Consider the following 18,373-nt stretch of genomic DNA (forward strand, 5'->3'; position numbering starts at 1 on the left):
CTGATTTACTCAACATTATGAACAAAGCCTCCCCATCCGGATTCCGGGTGGGGAGGCTCTTTTTTTGTCCCTTTTAACTATGATTTAACTGGTGTTTAAGTGCGCTTTAACAGACATGTTACAACTTTGTACTGTCAATAGTCTACAGGCTTTTACCCCCATGCGCACGTCTAACTTTGCTACCGAGTCCTGGTTCCGTCTGATTGCCCTGCTGACCCTGCTGGTCATGGCGTATTTCGCTCAGAATTAACCACTCGGTTTGTTACCTCATCCAAACAAATCGTCTATACAGCACGTTTCCGTTCCAACCTTCGTATCAAAATGACTAAATTGTATTCAACCCCTCCGTGCTTCCGTCGCCCCAAAATTCGGGACGTATTCGGCTTCACAACCACTACAACGCCAGGCAATAGCTTCGCCTTTGTGGTTCGTAAGCAGGCAGGGTACACAACCAAGGCTACCCAGGCATTCGCCTGACCCCTATAAACAAGAAAACCTGCCTCCAGAGGAAGCAGGCTTTCCAATCCCACCATTCACTACACTACCAAGGCCAGTCGAGCCATCGACGCGTGGGCCGATTCGATGCTCTGTTTTTGCCGCAACAGCAACTCGCGGGTGCTGGCGGCCAAGTCGGTTTGCTGCAACACGTTGTTGTAGTCATCGAGCGCTTCTTTGTCGCCCCGCTGACATTCCTGTACGGTTGCTTTATCATTATCACTTGCAAAAGCTGATTTGATGTTGATCCAGGCACGGTGTAAATCCGACAGAATACTCGTGTTCTTGTCGGGCTCGCCACCCAGTGTGCGGATCTCCCGGTCGAGTTCCATAGCGTACTCGGCCCGCTGCCGTGATTGAGCCAGAAAAAGACTTTTCAGCTCAGAATCCTTCGTATTTTCGGCAGCCTCCTGATACCCTTCTTCAGCGTCGTGGCTGCGGGTCAGCAACGTGTTTAGTGCGTCGAGAATTTCTCCCCGGGTCTGTTTAACGTTCATAATGTTGAGTTGTTGGTAATCTACTTTGCAAATCGACAAAGGCGATTTGGCTTTGTATCTACTTAAATCAGAAAAAGTCAACTTTTGTTTGGGTCATGCCCCCAGTTTTTTAGCGAATATTCCCAGTTACTTCCCCGGCTCTCTTTAGGCTCCTGCGCCGAGTGCCGTTTGATATAGCTGATCACCTTCCGCATGTGGGCATAGTCGTCGTCGGTGTATTCGGCGTTTTTCTTACCCAGAAGGTCCACGATTCGCTCGCCCGATTTATGGCCAGTTGATTCAGAATCACCGTTTTGTTTCTGGCCAACCGATTTTGACTCGTCGGTGTCGAGCCATTTTTTCAGTTGGGTAGCCGTCATGTTTACGAGTTCGTTGAATTCGTTTCGTACGGCTTTCTGATCCTGCGTATCGGTTGCTGTAGCCATGTCTTCTTATCAAACGGTTTACTTCTTCGTGACTTCACTTGCCGACTTAACGACTTTAGTCTTTTTGTCCTGTGTAATCACCAGCGCAGGTTCTTCGGTCGATCCTTTGCGTTTGATTGTCTTTCCCTGTACGGTTTTGCTCACGTCTGACGTGTGCACTTCGGTAATGGTGCCTTCGCCCGTTCCTTTACCGTACTTCCACGCTACGCGGTCGCCTTTTTTTACCGTTGCCATGATAGATGAAAGAAGAATGTACAATGCAGGATGAATAATGAGTTTTACGAATCAACAATTAGCTCATTCACTATCCATTCCGTCCATCATACATTTTGCATTTAGTTCAGTTTGCCGGGGCATCAGCTGACTTTGACAGCAACTGATGCCCCGTGTGTGCGCGTGACCTGGTTAATCGAGGTTGCCGTTTTTGGCATCCCGCTTCATCTTGTCGTTCGCAAAAACGGCGATGTCGACCCGGCGGTTTTTCTGCCGACCGGCTTCACTGTCGTTATCGGCTACCGGCTGCGATTCACCGTAACCTTTCTCATCCATACGACCGGCTTTTACGCCCTGCGCCTTCAGGTAGTCGGCAACGGCATCGGCCCGTTGGCGCGACAGCCGCAGGTTCAACTCATCGGAACCGGTGGCGTCAGCGTGGCCTTCAACCAGAATGTCGGTGTCCTGATACTTCTGCAGGGTTTGCGCAAAATCGGCCAGGTCCTTCTGTGTCTGGGGCTTCAGGTCATATTTGCCCACATCAAACAGAATATCGGACCCGAACGTAATCTTGATGCCCTCACCGACGCGCTCAACTTTAGCGTTGGGCAGGTCGCGTTGCATCTCTTCGGCGGCTTTGTCCATGCGACGGCCAATCACGGCCCCGGCGGCACCACCCACGGTAGCACCCAGAATAGCCCCCATCACGGTATTGCCCGACCGGCGTCCGATGATTCCGCCGACGGCGGCACCACCCGCTGCGCCAATGGCAGCACCCCGCTGGGTTTTGTTCGTATTTCGTTTGGCCGATTTACAGCCTGTCAGGACATCGCCTGATAGCAAAGTGAATGCGATGGCTACAGTGGCCATCTGTTTCTTGGATACTCCTCTGTTCCAGTTCATAATCCTGTGGGATGTTTAGGCAAACAGAGGCCAAAAGTTATACCAGTAGAACGCCCAGTAAATAACTTACACCTATTTATTGTATATAAGTAGTTGTTTTTCAGTTGAATATACTTTGTCTATTTATTTTAAAGACTAAAAGGTTGTGCCTGAAAGTCTGCTGGAAAAGGAATAGGCTTTCCTCATAATTGTGGAATGCCTTCTACGTGGCTTATGGGCAAAGGGTTGCTCTCCGCCCGAAACGATTTATCCGCTCGAAGTGTTATGTTTATGGCCAATTACGGCTTTTTCTTCCCCCTCAATTTTCCTTCATGCTGTTTACAACAAAGACGTTTTTGAGCGTCCTGATGATGACGTTGTTGTCAGGATTGGTTTTGCTGGGTCCCAGCGGTTGCCGCACGGCCCCGGCCGAGGAGACGGTAACGCCCGAACCCCAGTCGTCGGTGCTGGTGAGTGCCACAGCGGTTGGGGAGTACACAACAGCCCAGCTGGGCACCCGCTACACGGCTCTGTTCGGGAATTTGGCCCCGCTGTTGGTGGGTCAGTACCTGAAAAACACGATTACGGTGTACAAGCTCACCTACAAGACCCGCAATACCGACGGCTCCGAAATTCAGGCGTCAGGAGCCCTGGTTATTCCGAAGGTAAGCGGGCCGTTGGCTATGGTGAGTATGCAACACGGCACGATCCGGTCAGATAGCGACGCGCCCTCGTACAACGGCCCCAATAGCGATACTTATCTGTACGGCTCGTTGTTTGGCTCGTCGGGCTACATTGTGGCCCTGCCCGATTACATCGGCTACGGGGCGTCGCGTTCGGTACCACATACCTATGAGCACCGGGCGGGACTGGCGCGGGCGTCGGCCGATATGCTGCGCGCGAGCCGGGAGTTTCTGGCCCAAAATAAAACCAACTGGGACAAGCGGCTCTTCATAACCGGCTATTCGGAAGGGGGCTACGCAACTATGTCGCTGCACAAGTACCTCGACGAAGAAGCGAAGGGTGAGTTTAACCTGAAAGCGTCGAGCGTAGGGGCCGGTGCCTACGACAAAACCTCGTTTATGAAGTACGTGGTGAATACGGCTACCACCAGCCGTAACGACTACACCTCGTTGTATGTATGGGTACTGCTCACTTACGACCGCATTTACGGCCTAAACCGACCAATGTCGTATTACTTCAAGGAGCCGTATGCGAGTCAAATTGCGAGTCAGGGGCAAAACGTGAGTCTGAACGCCAGCCTGAGCCAGATATTTACCGATACCTTCAAGCAGTCGGTTAATAGCGGTTCCGATGCCGCTTTCGTGCGGGCCGTGGCCGATAACGATGTGTATGATTGGAAGCCCTCGGCACCGGTGCAACTCTACCACGGTACTAATGATCAGCTTGTGCCCTTTTTCAATACCCAGAATGCTTTCGATGCCATGAAAAAACGTGGGGCTACCGTATTAATCAACCCGATTCAGGGCGCCGACCATACTGACGTAATGGCCCTTACTAACTATGCCCTGGGTACGTTCGAGTTCTTCAGGACGGTGCAGTAAAAGCGGGGGTAAAGGAGAAGAAAAAAGGGAGGAAGGGTGCGTGTTTAAAGCGTTTCCCTTTCTCCCTTTTCCCTTCTCTTTTTTTCCTTCTCCTCCTTTTCTAATAACTCACAAAGGCGAACTTTTTGCTGTCGGGCGACCAGCTTGGCACGTTGATGGTGCCTTGCCCCCCACGGAACCGGGCCAATTCGCGCAGGGCTCCTGATTGCAGGTCCATGAGCCGGAGCATCACATCCTTGTCGGCCGGGTGGGCCGAGCCCTGATCCTCTACATAGCTGATAAATACGATATACCGGCCGTTGGGCGACGGGTGCGGAAACCAGTTGGCGTAGGCATCGTTGGTGAGTTGGGTGGGGGCGCTGCCGTCGGCATTCATGCGCCAGATTTGCATCCGCCCCGACCGGATCGAGTTGAAGTAGATGTATCGGCCATCGGGCGAGTAATCGGGGCCGTCGTCGAGGCCGGGCTCGGTGGTCAGGCGGGTTTCGGTGGTGCCGCCTGTAATGGGCATGGTGTAAATGTCGTAGTCGCGTTTACCGTCGGTGCCGGTACGCTCACCCACGTAGGCGAGGGTTTTGCCATCGGGCGACACTCCGTGCCAGTAGGAGGGAGCCTGCTCGGTAATGAGCCGGGGTACCCCGCCCGCTACCGGCAGTGTAAACACCCGTGAATTGGCTCCTGAGGTGACTCGTTTGTCGTTGTGGCTGATAATGATGGTTTTACCGTCGGGCGTAAGGCCGTGGTCGTTGTTGCAGGCCGTAGCAAAGTCGGTATTGATTACCTCTTTTCGACCCGTTTTCAGCGTGACCCGGTACAGTTTGCCTCCCTGGTTGATAATCAGAAACCGTCCATCGTTGGTCCAGTTGGGGGCCTCAAACCGCACGGTGTCCCGGTGTATGACACTCCGTTGTCCGGTAGCGAGGTCGTAGGTTTCGAGTTGGCTGGTCAGGCGTTGCGCCCGCACCGATTGCGTGAGGGCTAAGGCCGTGATACAGAGAGAGAGAGCAAGTGTACGGTTCATGCTGTCTAAAGCACGGCCACCTGCTCTTCTCCTGTTTAGCTTATTATACGCCCGGCACGTACGATTCGAGCAGGGTCATTTCGCCGTCGGGAATGAGCGTTACCGACTTAACCGATGCCGGAATCAGTGCGCATTGGCCCATTTTGAGGGTTACTTCGTGAGTATTGCCCGACTGAATAGTGACGCCACCACCCACGCAAACCAGAATCACGAATGAATCCAGATGGCTGAAATCATGTAGCACTTCTCGATCAAAATGCAGCACGTTGGTTACGAAGTACGGGCAGGTAACCGCATTAACGCTGTGGTTCAGCGCCTTTTCGTATTCCGTTTTGTAGGTGTCGTGAAATTGGTAGTCAATCGCGTCGACGGCCTGCTCGGTATGTAGTTCGCGCTTTTGGCCCTTGTCGTCGGTGCGGTCGAAGTCATAAATGCGGTACGTAATGTCGGACGTCTGCTGAATCTCGGCGAGCAGCAGTCCTTTGCCAATATAGTGCACCCGGCCCGCTGGCAGAAAAAACACATCGCCCGGTTTAGCAGGTTCGATGTTCAGAATATCCATCAGGGTGTTTTCTTCCACGGCCTTGAGGTATTCGTCGCGGCTTACGGTGCGGTTGAAACCCGAGTTCAGCGTAGCGCCTTCGTCGGCCTGAAGAATATACCACATCTCGGTTTTACCAAACGAATTGTGCCGCTCCTTGGCCAACTGATCGTTCGGGTGCACCTGAATAGAGAGGTCGTCGTTGGCGTCGATAAATTTCACCAGCAGCGGAAATGTATCGCCAAACTGCTCGTACACATGCTGCCCTACAAGGTCGGCTTTATATTCGCCAATCAGTTCGGCCAGGTTTTTACCCGCCAATGGCCCATCGCTCACCACCGACACGTTGCCCTCAACCCCCGATACCTCCCAGGTTTCGCCACAGTTGGGCAGGGCACCCGCCGACTCGGCGGTGAAGTCTTTGCCGAGGATCGTTTTGATTTTTTGACCACCCCAGATTTTGTCCTTGAAAATCGTCTCGAACGTAAGCGGATACAGCATCGGTAAAAATTGAATGTTGGTAAAAAAGACGCTACTCCGTTTAAAAAGGTCACGCCCCTTGCTCTTTAACGGCAAAGTAAATGCATTGTTGGCAGTATTGAAGTACCGGCCTTGCCCGACCGCTCATCCGGCCCATTAGCCATTGGTGTGGCGGAGGCATCTGAATTTAGACAAATTGTGAATTTTTTAGTTATTCAATTAGTTGATATATCAACTGATATTATCTTTGCGCCATGGTTTTAGATCGAGATAAAGAATTGAAGGCAAATTTCGCGAGCAAAATGGGCCACCTGTCCATCTTCATGATTAGTCAGGCGGGGCATTTGATGGTTCGTCAGGCCAACCGCGAGTTGAGCCGTCTGGGCTTTGCCTTGCAAATGGAGCAGCTCCCCATTTTGTTTATTACCTACTTTGCCGATACCGATTTGCTTTCGCAACAGGAGATTGCCAACGCACTCCAAAAAGATAAATCGGGTGTTCAACGCTCTCTGCGCACGCTGGAACGGGATGGCTACCTCCGAATTGTAGCCGATAGTGCCGACCGCCGGAAAAACTTGATTCAACTGACGCCCGCCGGTAAGCTGGTAGTCGACAAGGCAATCGAAACGGCCGGTGAGATTAACAAGCGCCTGACCGATCAGCTTACGACTGAGGAGCTGGACGCATTTCAGGTTACCCTTCGCAAAATCATTTCATTATTCGACCAATAAATTTTTTTCACTAAATAGTTGATATGTCTACTGTAGACACCTCAACGTTTTTTGACTTATGAAACAAAAAATTGCACTGAGCTTATTAGCACTGCTACCGTTCAGTGGATGGGCTCAATCCGGTATGGCCGGGCCCGACGCAGCTCAACGAGCCTCAACGGGTACCTCTTTCCGGCTGAAAGATTGTATTGACTACGGACTGAAGAATTTCGGAACAACCCGCATTGCGCAGTATCAGGTCGAAACGGCCAATCAGCAGGCCCGGCAGGCTCTGGGTCTCTACCTGCCGCAAGTGAGTGGGGTTGGTACGTTTACGAACAACATCAAGTTGCAAACCTCCATCATTCCGGCGGGGGTATTCGGGCCGGAGCCGGTTCGAGTGGCCTTTGGTCAGAAATACCAGACTAACCTGGCGGCACAGGCATCGCAGCCAATTTATGATAAGTCGCTGTTGCTGGGCCTGAAAGCGGCCAAGCCCAACCAACAACTGGCCGACATCAATTCGCGGCAAACCCGGGAGGAGATTATCTACAACATCGCCAGCAATTACTATCAGGTGTTTGTGGTACAGCAGCAAATTAAACTGCTGAAAGACAACCTCGAACGGACGCAACAGGTGTTGAATATTCTGAAGCTGCAACGCGACAATGGCGTGATTCAGCCCATTGACTACACCAACACCGAGGTGAATTACAACAATACCCGGTCGCAGTTGGCCCTGGCCGAGAACGACTTGAACCTGGCCCTGAACCGGCTCAAGTTTCAGATGGGTATGACGCAGGAGCAAACCATTTCGCTGGCCGATTCGCTCGTGGCGAGTCAGCTGCCAACCGTACAGCCCGCCGTATTTGACCCCCGTAATCTGGCCAGTTACCAGCAGGGTGAGGCCAATCTGGCCCTCCAGCGGATTCAGCTCGAACGCAACCGGGCGGGGTATCTGCCTACCTTAAGCGCAACGGCCAGTTATGGTACATTGGCATTTGCCAACGACTTCGGCGGAGCGTTTAAAAACATGACCGGCTTCGGGAGCATTGGCCTCCGGCTGAACGTGCCGATTTTTGACGGGTTGCAACGCGACGCGCAGGTGCAGCAGGCCAAACTAACCGTACTGACGCAGGAAGAGCGGCAGCGGCTCAACACGGCCTCGTTTCAGTTGCAGTTCAACAACGCCCAGTCGCAGTTGCAGCGGGCGCAGGTGAGCGCGCAAAACGACGATCGCAACGTGCAGCTGGCCCAGCAGGTGTACAACGTAACCACCCTCCAATACCGGCAGGGCACCAAATCGCTAACCGACCTGCTCAATGCCGACAACAGCTACCGGCAAGCGCAGTCGAACTACATCAATTCACTCATTAATTTTTATCAGGCGCGGCTCGACCTCGAACAGTCGCAGGGTACGCTCCTGACTTTCTACAACGGGCTTTAATCAACCGGAATACAACCGAATGTCATGAAAAAGACACCTTTAATCGTCATCATGAGTGCCTTAGCCATTGTCGCTTTGATCGGCTTCCGGCTGGCCTCCAACAAAAAGAAAATCGACGAGCAGAAAGCGCCCGTCGTAGCTACCAACGTGGCTATTCCGGTTACGGTAGCCTCGGTGGAAGAGGGCACGGTGAGCCAGCAGCTGATCAAAACGGGTAATCTGATTCCGTTTCGGGAGGCCAACATTACGGCTACAACTGCCGGTAAGGTCGAAGCGGTCAACTTCAATCTGGGTAGCCAGATTCGGCAGGGGCAGATGCTCGTACAGCTCGACAATAAGCTGAAAGAATTGTCGCTCCAGTCGACGCAGCTGACCATCGACAAACTGAAGAAAGACGTTGACCGGTATAATACCTTGTTGGCGGGTAATGCTACCACCGAAATTCAGGTAAACGAAACCCGGTATAACTACCAGAACGCCCTGAATCAGGCCGAGCAGATTCGGAAGCAGATTCAGGACGCCAACGTGAAGGCCCCTATCAGCGGGCAGGTGGTGAAAAAAGACATTGAGCCGGGCGAGTACATTTCGCCGGGTACGGTGCTGGGTACGGTACTCGATGTGTCGCGGCTGAAAGTAAACGTGCTGGTTAATGAAAGCGATGTGTACGGGCTCCGCAAAGGGCAGTCGGTACGGATTTCGGCCGATGTGTTTCCGGGTCGGACGTTCAGCGGGCAAATCTCGTACATCGCTCCGCAGGGTACCGAAGAGCACAATTACCCCGTTGAGATTACCCTCAGCAGTGCAGGTGGTTTGAAAGCAGGCACGTTTGTCAATGTTGACTTCTCGCAGCAGTCGAACCAGAAAGCCCTGCAAATTCCGCGCATCGCCCTGGTGGAGAGCATCAAGAATCCGTACGTGTACGTGATTGAGGGCGGAGTAGCCCGGCAACGGAAAATTAAGGTGGGTCGCGAGTTTGGCGATGCAATCGAGGTAATCGGTGGATTGTCGGTGGGTGATCAGGTAGTCACAACCGGTCAATTGAACCTGAGCGACGGTAAGACCGTGCAAATCACGAAATAACGAGAAATCATGTCTGTATCCGAAATAGCTGTCAAACGGCCGCTGTTGGTCACCACGGTCTTTATCGTACTGATTTTGTTCGGTGCGCTGGCCTACCAGCAGTTGTCGTATAATTTGTTACCCAAGTTTGAGGCCAACGTGATTAGCGTGGCCACGGTGTACCGGGGGGCCTCGGCCGATGAGGTCGAAACCAACGTAACCAAACGCATCGAAGACGCCTTGTCGTCGCTCGAAGGGCTCGACCGGATGACCTCAACCTCGCAGGAGGGGGCTTCTATTGTGGTGGTGCAGTTGAAAAACGGGGTGAGCACTACGCTTGCCCAACAGGATGCCCAACGCAAGGTGGAGCAGATTCTGAACCTCCTGCCCGACGGTGCCGACCGGCCTATTCTGAATAAGTTTTCGACCGATGAGATTCCGGTGTTGCGGATGGGCGTGACGGCCGATATGCCCCCCACGGCGCTTTACGACCTCATCGACAAGAATATTAAGCCGCAGCTCTCTAACGTGTCGGGGGTGGGGCAGGTAAACATCATCGGTGGGAACGAGCGTGAAATTCAGATCAACGTAAACAGCGAGAAACTGCGCGGTTACGGGATGTCCATCGGGCAGGTGTCGCAGGCCATTGCCTCGGCCAACGCCAGCTACCCGGCTGGTCAGATCGAAACCCGCGAGTCGCAGTACTCCATTCGGTTCGATGCCTCGGTCGAAACCACCAACCGGCTACGAAACCTGATTGTGGCCCGGCGGGCCAATGGAAGTGAGGTGTTGCTGAAAGACGTAGCCGAAGTAGTGGATGCCACCACCAAGCCTACGGCCATTAACCACATCAACGCCCGCCCGTCGATTGGTTTGCAGATTCAGAAGCAGTCGGACGCCAACGCCGTGTCGGTGAGTCAACTGACGCAGGCGCGTATCAAGCAGCTCGAAAAGCAGTACGATAACGTGAAGCTGAAGTTCAATATCGCGTCCGATCAGTCGGTGTACACGCTGGCTTCGGCCGATGCCGTGGTGTTCGATATGGGGCTGGCTATCCTGATTGTGTCGGTGGTGATGCTGCTTTTCCTGCACAGTTTCCGGTCGGCCATGTTCGTACTGGTGGCGTTGCCTTCGTCCATGATTCCGACGTTTGCGCTCATGTACATTATGGGCTTCTCGCTTAACCTGATGACTCTCATGGCCCTTTCGCTCGTGGTGGGTATTCTGGTTGACGACTCGATTGTGGTCCTGGAAAACATCAACCGGCACCTCGAAATGGGTAAAGACAAGCGGCAGGCGGCCTTGGATGGCCGGAGCGAAATTGGCTTTACCGCCCTTGCTATTACCCTTGTCGACGTGGTGGTGTTTGTTCCGCTCGCCATGACGGGTGGTCTGATTGGTAACATTCTGCGCGAGTTTGCGCTGGTGGTGGTGTTCTCTACGCTCATGAGCTTGCTCGTGTCGTTTACCCTGACCCCCTTGCTGGCGTCTCGGTTCGGTAAAATTGAGGTGCTGAACCCGAAGTCGTTGTGGGGTCGGTTGAACCTTGGTTTTGAGAACATGATTACCCGCCTGACCGAGGCATATGGCCGGGTGTTGCAATGGTCGCTGGGGCATAAGCGTTGGATTTTTCTGGGCGTTATTGCGCTGATGGTGGGTTCTATTGCGCTGGTGCCGGCCGGATTTATCGGGGGGGCATTTATGCCGCAAAGCGATCAGGGCGAGATGAACGTTCAGATTGAGCTGGCTCCAACGGCGTCTATTTATCAGACCAATGCCGTAGCGCAGCGGGCCGAGCAGATTATTATGAAGCATCCCGAGGTGACCAATGTGTTTACCAACGTGGGTTACAGCAGCAACGGTCTGGCAACGGCATCGAACAGTAACCTGGCCGACCTGAACGTGAAGCTGGTGGATAAAAAACAGCGGACTGTATCGACCGAAGGGTTTGGGCAGATCCTGAAAGACGAAGTGGGGCGTATTCCGGGCGTGAAAGTAACGGTAAGCCCTGTGGGTATTGTGGGGGCGCAACAGGCTCCTATTCAGATCGCCGTGAAGGGTACCAACCTTGCCGACATTCGGAAGGCAGCCGCCATTGTGAAAAAGGCAACGCAGGCCGTGCCGGGTACGCAGGATGTGAAGTACTCGGTGAAAGACCCCAAACCCGAAGTGACCGTAAACCTCGACCGCGAGAAAATGGCGCAGTTGGGCATCAATGCGGCCGAAGTGGGTATGGCCCTGCAAAATGCGTTCCGGGGTAACGATCAGTCCAAGTTCAAGCAAAACGGTAACGAGTATGATATTCTGGTTAGCCTCGACCGATTCGACCGGAGCAACCCGCAGGACATCAGTCGCCTGGCGTTTATGAACAACAAAGGGCAGATGTTCGAGTTGTCGCAGTTTGCCCGCGTGGAAGAACAGGTAGGTGAGAGCGTGCTTGAGCGGATCGACCGGCTTTCGTCAGTGACCATCAACGCGCAGGTTGTGGGTCGTCCGGTGGGTACGGTGGGTACCGATATTCAGAATCTGATGGCTAAAGAGCAACTACCCGAAGGCGTGTCGATTCAGTATCTCGGTCAGTTGCAGCAACAGTCCGACGCCTTTGGTAGCCTCGGCCTGGCCCTCGGTATAGCCATTTTGCTGGTCTATTTCATCATGGTGGCCCTGTACGAGAGCGTTGTGTACCCGTTTGTGGTCTTGTTCTCGATTCCGGTGGCACTCGTTGGGGCGTTGCTCGCACTGGCCCTGACCATGGAGAGCCTGACGGTGTTCTCGATTGTGGGGATGATTATGTTGCTGGGTCTGGTGGCTAAAAACGCCATCCTGATCGTCGACTTTGCGAACCAGTTAAAAGCTGAGGGGCACGATGTGATTCATGCCCTGATCGAAGCGGGTAAAGAGCGTCTGCGCCCGATTCTGATGACCACCTTAGCCATGATTTTGGGTATGTTGCCCATTGCGTTGGCGAGTGGTGCCGGTGCCGAAACCAAAAACGGTATGGCGTGGGTTATCATCGGTGGCCTTACCTCGTCGCTTTTGCTGACCTTGCTCGTGGTGCCGGCCATCTACCTCGTTGTCGACCGGCTCATTGCCCGGTTCACCCGGAAAAAGGTGCAGCCCAAGAAGCCGCAGGAACTGGAAGTAGCCAAGGCGATTAGCTGATTAGTGACTAGAGCCAGGATGTTATCTCATTTAGGGAGATGACATTCTGGCTCTAGTTAATTTATCGCTTATTCACTCAATTACAGGCCCAACTTCAACCGGCCGCCTGTACCGAATACATTTAGCCCACCCATTTTGTACTGAACGCGAAAAGCCGCCACCGATACATTCGGTGGAATCGTAACGGAATGCTGAATTTCTACTGAATCAGCAAACGTAGGTACACGCCCGCACGACCAAACGGATGGGTCTGTCCAATCGCCGTTTCGCAGTGTAAATAAGGCTGACGCATCTGTCTGTAATTCCAGCGCTCCAATATCTATACGTCCATTGCCGTAAAAACGAGGGGCCCCGGCAAAATCGAAGATGCCGACTTGCGGTTCCTGAATTGCTGGGTTACCCGCATTGATGGCGGGTGAGCAAGGCGCTAATTGTAGCGAGATTGCGCTAATAAACGGCGACGAAGTGGCTGTAAAATTATTTGTGCCAGTAAGGCTGGTCGGAAACTCTTCAAACAAGCTATGATTGGCTTCACAAACCCGGTCGTGCGTGTTGATAGATCGTGCCCCATTGTTCCAAAGAATACAATTATCCAGCTGAAGAGTGGCAAAATCATCGTAAAAAGCTCCGCCAAAAGGTGATCGGTTGCCTTCAAACGTGCAGTTAATCGCCTTGAGTGTACCGCTGTTTGTTCGGGCCACTCCTCCATTAAAAGCCGAGTTTCGTTGGGCTATTGAGTTTGTCAGTGTGATAAACGAGTTAGGTCCAACATTATAAATAGCCCCACCCGCATCAGTTGAGGTATTATCGTTGAGCCGGCATCGATTGAATTTAATGGTGCTCTCTCCATTGTTGCATAAAGCACCTCCCCGTTGTGTAACGGTATTTTCGGTGAAAGTGCAGTTGTCCAGTATGGAGTTAGCCCGAAACGTATACAGCCCACCTCCATACGCCGATTTGTTTTTCTGAAAAGTACCACCAGAAACCGTGGCTGTTGAGCTCAGAACACTAACGGAAGCTCCGTACACGGCCGAATTGCTCTCGAAATGAGTGGTTGTTATCGTACCAACGGCCGCATCCAGCTGAACTCCTCCGCCATAGTTTGTAGCAGTATTCCCAGTCAAGGTGCAACTGGTGATAAGCGTGGGCCGGGTGGTGGCTACGCTTGCGTTAGAGAGTACATAAACTCCCCCTCCCGAATTAGCCACATTGTTTTTTATAGTACTGGTAACCAGACTAAAACTCGTTCCATTCGTACTGAATACGCCACCTCCAAGCGTTGCGGAATTGCTTTCTAACGTGCAATTTGTCAAACTTGCCGACGATCCATTTAAGTAGATTCCCCCTCCGGGGCTTTGGGATACATTGTTTTTGAAAAGGACATTGGTGGCCTGCAGTGTGGCTCCTGATTGAAGGTAAGACCCAGCCCCCTGAAGGGCCCTATTATCGCCAAGAATACAGTTAACCATTTTGGGAGCTGATCCGGCCCCCAGTAACATCGCACCGCCCTGGCCATCTGTTACATTGTAACGGAATGAACAATCTGTAAAGGTTGGAGAGCCTTCGTAACAGGCCACGGCAGCACCACCACCCGAAGCAGCGTTATATTCGATGCTACAGTTCTTTACATGGATGGAAGAAAAGAGTAAATAGATACCTCCACCGTTCGTATTTTGCGTGTAGGCGTACCCGCCCGTGATAACAAAGCCATCTAATTGAGTGCTGGCATTCCCGTAGCTTTCAACAACTCGATAGCTATTGTCGGTGACCGATCCGGGTAAACCGATCTCTCCACTTAAGGTTGTCGAAATAGCCGAAGTCGTTGCGGGCATCTGCAAGGCTGGCCGTTGGTCAAGTGAGGCTTCGTTGCCAACGAAACTACCGTAAACCTTAACCCCTGATGGAATAAAAAAGGAAAGGCCACGATTGGTGTTACTGGCTCCTCCAGGTTTGTATAAACCATTCGCTATCCATACCTGATCCCCGGCCTGACTGGCGTTTAGGCAACCTTGTAAATTCGTCGTGCTGGTTGCCCAACTGGTAGCGGATGCCGGATTCGTATTCAGACCGGTTGTACTAACAAAGCGAGTTGTCTGACTCTGTGCTGAAAAGGAGATTATTACAGAAAAAAGGAGAATAATAAGGCGTAGAATTTGCGGTAAACGGTAAAACATCGGCGTGTATGGTGAGTATCTAATTTGTTGCAAACCGTAAATAAAGCCTTAAAAAGTAATCGACCAATATATATTGTATTTACGGCTACATCTGGTTCAAAGCGGCCTTTGCTTTGTTGTCGATGCTGTTTTTGTATTCGTGTTTTTTGTAGCTCAGTGCTTTTTCGAAGAATTGTCGGGCCAGTGTTCGCTGGCCTTTTTGTTGGTGGATATAGCCTAGTTGCAGAGCGGCTGTGGCCCCAAATGATAGCCCCGCCCCAGCGCTGTCGGTGAGGGTAATGGCCCGCCGAAACGGAGCCAACGACAGTTCCGGCGTGTTTCGGCGCTGGTAAATACGGCCCAGCCGGTACTGGTATTCGGCCCGGTCGGCGAGGGTCGAAAAGCGGATTTCGGTGTACGGAGCCAATACCGCAAGGGCGCGGTCGGTGAAGCCGCCATCGGTAGCGAGCCGGGCCTGCATCAGTACGGTTTGCGCGGGGGTGAGTCCCCGGTTGCCCTGCGTTTCAGCAAACTTCTGAGCGGCCTTGTCCGATTCGGTCACTGTACGGCCCACCGTTCTGACTTTCTGGAGGTAGGGGAGGGCCACGGCCGGGTTGCCGCTTAGCCAATGACTCAGAAACAGTTTGTAGTACGTGTCTTTCAGGAAATTCTGGCCCCGGTACTGGCGCAAAAACTGTTCGTAATGCCGGATTGACGCGCTTTCGTCGCCTTTTTGCAGATAAATATCCCCCAGAATATTCTCGATGATGGGCATGGGCAGGTACGCGCTACCCGTTGGGCGACTCTCCAGAAACAGCAGTGCCTTGTCGCTTTGCCCGTTTTTCATCTGTATGGTGGCCCCAAAAAAGTGCAGCAGCAGGTTGTCGGGGTTTTGCCCGACAAGGATAGTCAGTTGTTTGGTGTCGGCATCGGTAAAGCGCAGAATGTACGACCGGATCAGGAGCGTCACCATCTCGACCTCGGTTCGGAACACCGGGTCTTGCCGGGCCCGTTCCAGTTCGGCCAACCCTTGTTGCACATTACCCCGCAGACCAATCAGGCGGGTTACCCAGGTGTAGTTTTCGGGCACCGACCCGATCAGGATGTGTAGCACCCCAAGGGCTTTCAGTTGGGGTAAAAACGTGGGGTGGAGCCGGGCGTTCTCATCCAGCAGCTTGTACGCCTTGATAATATCCCAGCAGGCGCTCACCTCGCGGCCAAACTTCAGCTTCACAAACGCGTCGTGTAGTCGCACTTCGGCCTGTAACATACGCGCCCAGGGCGATTCGGCCGGGAGAGCCTCCAGCCGTTCGAGCCGGGTTTGCAGCAGATCGCTTTTGCGGTCATACCCCGACTCATCGTCCGACACGAGCAGGGTAATCATCTCCGCGTAGTTAGCCAGCCAGATCGTCAGGCCATTGTTAGGGTTTTCGCGGGCAATTTGGGCGCGGGCATCGGTAACACGCAGTTTAATCAGGTCGGAATAGGCTCGCTGGAGGCCGGGTGTCCAGGTAGCATACACCGTTGGGCCGGTGTTTTTTGCGTAAACCGCAACGGGTGGAACGGCCGCACTCTGGCCAGAAAACAAGGCAAATGCTGCAAAAAAAATGAGCAGCTGACAGCCGATGGCCCGAAGAAACGTTCTTCTCAACCAATTGCCTGTCAACTGCTCGTTGCTCACTGTTCGTTGTAGTCTACCGACGGCCGGGTGTTACCGGCTCAGGGGCACCTTCAACATCGGCCAGAATACGGCCGCAGTGTTCGCACACGATGATTTTCTTCCGGTCTTTGATGTCGGCCTGACGCTGGGGTGGCACTACGTTGTAGCAACCCCCGCAAGCACCCCGCCGAACGGGCACTACCGCCAGTCCGTTGAGGGCGTTACCCCGAATCCGGTCGTACGATTTCAGCAAACGCTCTTCAATGGTCAGAGCCTGCTCGTCGCGCTCAACTTTGAGGGTCTTTTCTTCCTCCTGACTTTCGGCCAGAATCTGATCCAGTTCCTGCTTCTTTACTTTCAGGTCTTCTTTCCGCTCATTCAGGGCAGCCTGCGTAGCCTTGATTTCCTCTTCCTTCGTCCGAATGCGGAATGAAGCTTCGTTGATGCGTTTGTCAGCCAGTTCAATTTCGAGCGATTGGAGCTCAATTTCCTTCGAAATAGCGTCGTATTCGCGGTTGTTCCGCACATTCATCTGCTGCTCCTTGTACCGGGTAATCAGCTTCTCCGCGTCTTTCTTAGCGGTTTTGTTGCGGTCGATTTCGTCGTCCTGCGTTTTGACTTCGTCCTGAAACTTACTGATGCGGGTTTCAAAACCGATGATCTCGTCTTCCAGGTCGCGTACTTCTTCGGGGAGGCTACCCCGAATCTTTACCAATTCATCGAGTTGAGAGTCAATAGATTGCAATTTGAGGAGAGCATCGAGCTTTTGCGCAATCGTTAGTTCCATGTTGCTATATTAATTAGCGAATGAGTGAATGAGTGAATGAGCGAATAGTATCCCCGCAGGGTCATTCGCTCATTCACTCATTCGCTAAATCACTCATTGAAAAAAGTAGTTGACCGGATTGGTGACTGTTTCCGATAAAATTACCGCAAAGGTAGAGAAATTTTTTTCCAAATGCTGTCCAATCAGGTCTTTCGTGAACACTTCGCTCTCGTAATGGCCTATATCGCAGATGGTAACCCGGTTGTCGGCATCGAAAAACTCGTGGTACTTATAATCAGCTGTTACAAAGACCTCGGCCCCGGCTCGTAGGGCATCGTTGAGCAGGAAGCCACCGGCCCCTCCGCAAACGGCTACCCGGCGCACCGGTCGGTCGAGCAGGGCCGTGTGTCGGATTACCGATAGGCCCATCTGATGTTTCAGGTAATGCAGCCATTCGCGGCCGTACATGGGTGCGGGCAGGTCGCCCACGGCCCCCGAACCCACGGTCTGATTCTGGTTGTTCAGCGCGTACAAATCGTAGGCGACTTCTTCGTACGGATGGGCTTGTTTCATGGCCGCCACCACGGCCGATTCGAGGTAGCTCGGAAACACCACTTCCACCCGATGTTCGGCCACGGCTTCATCGTCGCCCACGGCCCCGATGGCGGGGTTAGCTCCGTCGAGTGGTCGGAAGGTACCGGTGCCTTCGGTTCGGAACGAGCAGCGGTCGTAGAGACCAATTTGCCCGGCTCCGGCATCGTGCAGAGCATTGAGCAGGGTTTGCGAATGGTCGACCGGGACAAAAACGACCAATTTGGTCAGTACCCCACTCTTGGGGGCCAGAATCCGGACGTTCTGAAGGCCCAGTTTTTCGGCAATCATGAAGTTGACCCCGCCCACCACATTGTCGAGGTTGGTATGAATGGCGTAGAGGGCTACATCGTTTTTGATGGCCTTAATCACAGTGCGCTCCACGTAGGTGCGGCCGGTGAGTTTTTTGAGGCCCTTGAATACAATAGGGTGGTGGGCTACCACCACATTGCAGCCTTTGGCAATGGCCTCGTCGATAACGGCTTCGGTAGCGTCGAGCGAAACCAGCACCCCGGTTACTTCGGTGTTGGGATCGCCCACAATCAGGCCCGAGTTGTCGTATGATTCCTGATAGGCCGGTGGGGCCATTTTTTCGAGGATAAAAGAAAGTTCGCGGAGTTGAGTCATTCAAATGGGGTCTAAAACGTATGTATTGGCTACAACGCGGGAGCGCGCAAAAAGAGTTTAGCGTTGCTGGTTGATCCTA

Annotated in this window: 16 protein-coding genes; 6 read left to right on the top strand and 10 right to left on the bottom strand. The window is 53.0% G+C overall.

Annotated elements, in window-relative coordinates; translation table 11 throughout:
* The first annotated feature begins 321 nt into the window (after window positions 1-321).
* A complete protein-coding gene (locus F5984_RS26475; RefSeq protein WP_185155378.1) occupies window positions 322-477 on the top strand; it encodes a hypothetical protein in 156 nt (51 codons plus the stop codon).
* 59 nt (window positions 478-536) lie between these two features.
* Here F5984_RS26475 and F5984_RS00490 read toward each other — a convergent pair whose 3' ends face one another.
* The 4 genes from F5984_RS00490 to F5984_RS00505 all read right to left on the bottom strand — a co-directional run bounded on the left by F5984_RS00490 (window position 537) and on the right by F5984_RS00505 (window position 2,533).
* Complete coding sequence (locus F5984_RS00490) at window positions 537-992, bottom strand: ferritin-like domain-containing protein (protein ID WP_027302900.1); 456 nt, start codon at window positions 990-992, stop codon at window positions 537-539.
* A gap of 77 nt (window positions 993-1,069) precedes the next feature.
* A complete protein-coding gene (locus tag F5984_RS00495) occupies window positions 1,070-1,417 on the bottom strand; it encodes a DUF3140 domain-containing protein (RefSeq protein ID WP_152121805.1) in 348 nt (115 codons plus the stop codon).
* Window positions 1,418-1,435: 18 nt separating this feature from the next.
* Window positions 1,436-1,651 carry a hypervirulence associated TUDOR domain-containing protein gene (locus F5984_RS00500; RefSeq protein WP_152121807.1) on the bottom strand — a complete coding sequence of 72 codons (216 nt, stop codon included), beginning with the start codon at window positions 1,649-1,651 and terminating at the stop codon, window positions 1,436-1,438.
* 171 nt (window positions 1,652-1,822) lie between these two features.
* Window positions 1,823-2,533: an OmpA family protein gene (locus F5984_RS00505; RefSeq protein ID WP_152121810.1), complete on the bottom strand. Its 711-nt coding sequence runs from the start codon at window positions 2,531-2,533 to the stop codon at window positions 1,823-1,825.
* 311 nt (window positions 2,534-2,844) lie between these two features.
* Here F5984_RS00505 and F5984_RS00510 point away from each other — a divergent pair, with 311 nt between their 5' ends.
* Entirely contained in the window at window positions 2,845-4,077 is a 1,233-nt protein-coding gene (locus F5984_RS00510) for an alpha/beta hydrolase family protein (protein ID WP_152121812.1), read from the top strand.
* A gap of 100 nt (window positions 4,078-4,177) precedes the next feature.
* Here the strand turns inward: F5984_RS00510 and F5984_RS00515 are convergent, their stop codons facing one another.
* Together F5984_RS00515 and F5984_RS00520 are read right to left on the bottom strand one after the other, a co-directional pair.
* A complete protein-coding gene (locus F5984_RS00515; protein WP_152121814.1) occupies window positions 4,178-5,098 on the bottom strand; it encodes a TolB family protein in 921 nt (306 codons plus the stop codon).
* 43 nt (window positions 5,099-5,141) lie between these two features.
* The gene (locus F5984_RS00520) at window positions 5,142-6,140 is read right to left on the bottom strand and encodes a type I phosphomannose isomerase catalytic subunit (RefSeq protein WP_152121816.1); all 999 of its coding nucleotides are present in this window, start codon (window positions 6,138-6,140) and stop codon (window positions 5,142-5,144) included.
* Between the two features lie 233 nt (window positions 6,141-6,373).
* On the opposite strand from F5984_RS00520, the gene F5984_RS00525 reads away from it, so the two are divergent.
* From F5984_RS00525 to F5984_RS00540, 4 genes are read left to right on the top strand one after another with little or no spacing between them, the layout of a single operon-like run.
* Window positions 6,374-6,850 (top strand): MarR family winged helix-turn-helix transcriptional regulator, encoded by a 477-nt coding sequence (locus tag F5984_RS00525; protein WP_185155379.1) that lies wholly within the window; start codon window positions 6,374-6,376, stop codon window positions 6,848-6,850.
* 58 nt (window positions 6,851-6,908) lie between these two features.
* Window positions 6,909-8,276, top strand: a complete 1,368-nt coding sequence (locus F5984_RS00530; protein ID WP_152121819.1) for a TolC family protein — start codon at window positions 6,909-6,911, stop codon at window positions 8,274-8,276.
* A gap of 24 nt (window positions 8,277-8,300) precedes the next feature.
* The gene (locus F5984_RS00535; RefSeq protein WP_152121821.1) at window positions 8,301-9,356 is read left to right on the top strand and encodes an efflux RND transporter periplasmic adaptor subunit; all 1,056 of its coding nucleotides are present in this window, start codon (window positions 8,301-8,303) and stop codon (window positions 9,354-9,356) included.
* 9 nt (window positions 9,357-9,365) lie between these two features.
* Complete coding sequence (locus tag F5984_RS00540; protein WP_152121823.1) at window positions 9,366-12,497, top strand: efflux RND transporter permease subunit; 3,132 nt, start codon at window positions 9,366-9,368, stop codon at window positions 12,495-12,497.
* 80 nt (window positions 12,498-12,577) lie between these two features.
* Here the strand turns inward: F5984_RS00540 and F5984_RS00545 are convergent, their stop codons facing one another.
* From F5984_RS00545 to F5984_RS00560, 4 genes are all read right to left on the bottom strand, one after another.
* Window positions 12,578-14,671 carry a choice-of-anchor Q domain-containing protein gene (locus F5984_RS00545; protein ID WP_152121825.1) on the bottom strand — a complete coding sequence of 698 codons (2,094 nt, stop codon included), beginning with the start codon at window positions 14,669-14,671 and terminating at the stop codon, window positions 12,578-12,580.
* An 85-nt stretch (window positions 14,672-14,756) separates the two neighbouring features.
* The gene (locus F5984_RS00550) at window positions 14,757-16,238 is read right to left on the bottom strand and encodes a tetratricopeptide repeat protein (RefSeq protein WP_246168747.1); all 1,482 of its coding nucleotides are present in this window, start codon (window positions 16,236-16,238) and stop codon (window positions 14,757-14,759) included.
* 106 nt (window positions 16,239-16,344) lie between these two features.
* Window positions 16,345-17,097, bottom strand: a complete 753-nt coding sequence (locus F5984_RS00555) for a zinc ribbon domain-containing protein (RefSeq protein WP_152121827.1) — start codon at window positions 17,095-17,097, stop codon at window positions 16,345-16,347.
* Between the two features lie 93 nt (window positions 17,098-17,190).
* Complete coding sequence (locus F5984_RS00560) at window positions 17,191-18,294, bottom strand: Nif3-like dinuclear metal center hexameric protein (RefSeq protein ID WP_152121829.1); 1,104 nt, start codon at window positions 18,292-18,294, stop codon at window positions 17,191-17,193.
* Window positions 18,295-18,373: the final 79 nt, after the last annotated feature.

Origin of the sequence: Rudanella paleaurantiibacter, assembly GCF_009184635.1 — a bacterium.
Classification (GTDB): Bacteria; Bacteroidota; Bacteroidia; order Cytophagales; family Spirosomataceae; genus Rudanella; species Rudanella paleaurantiibacter.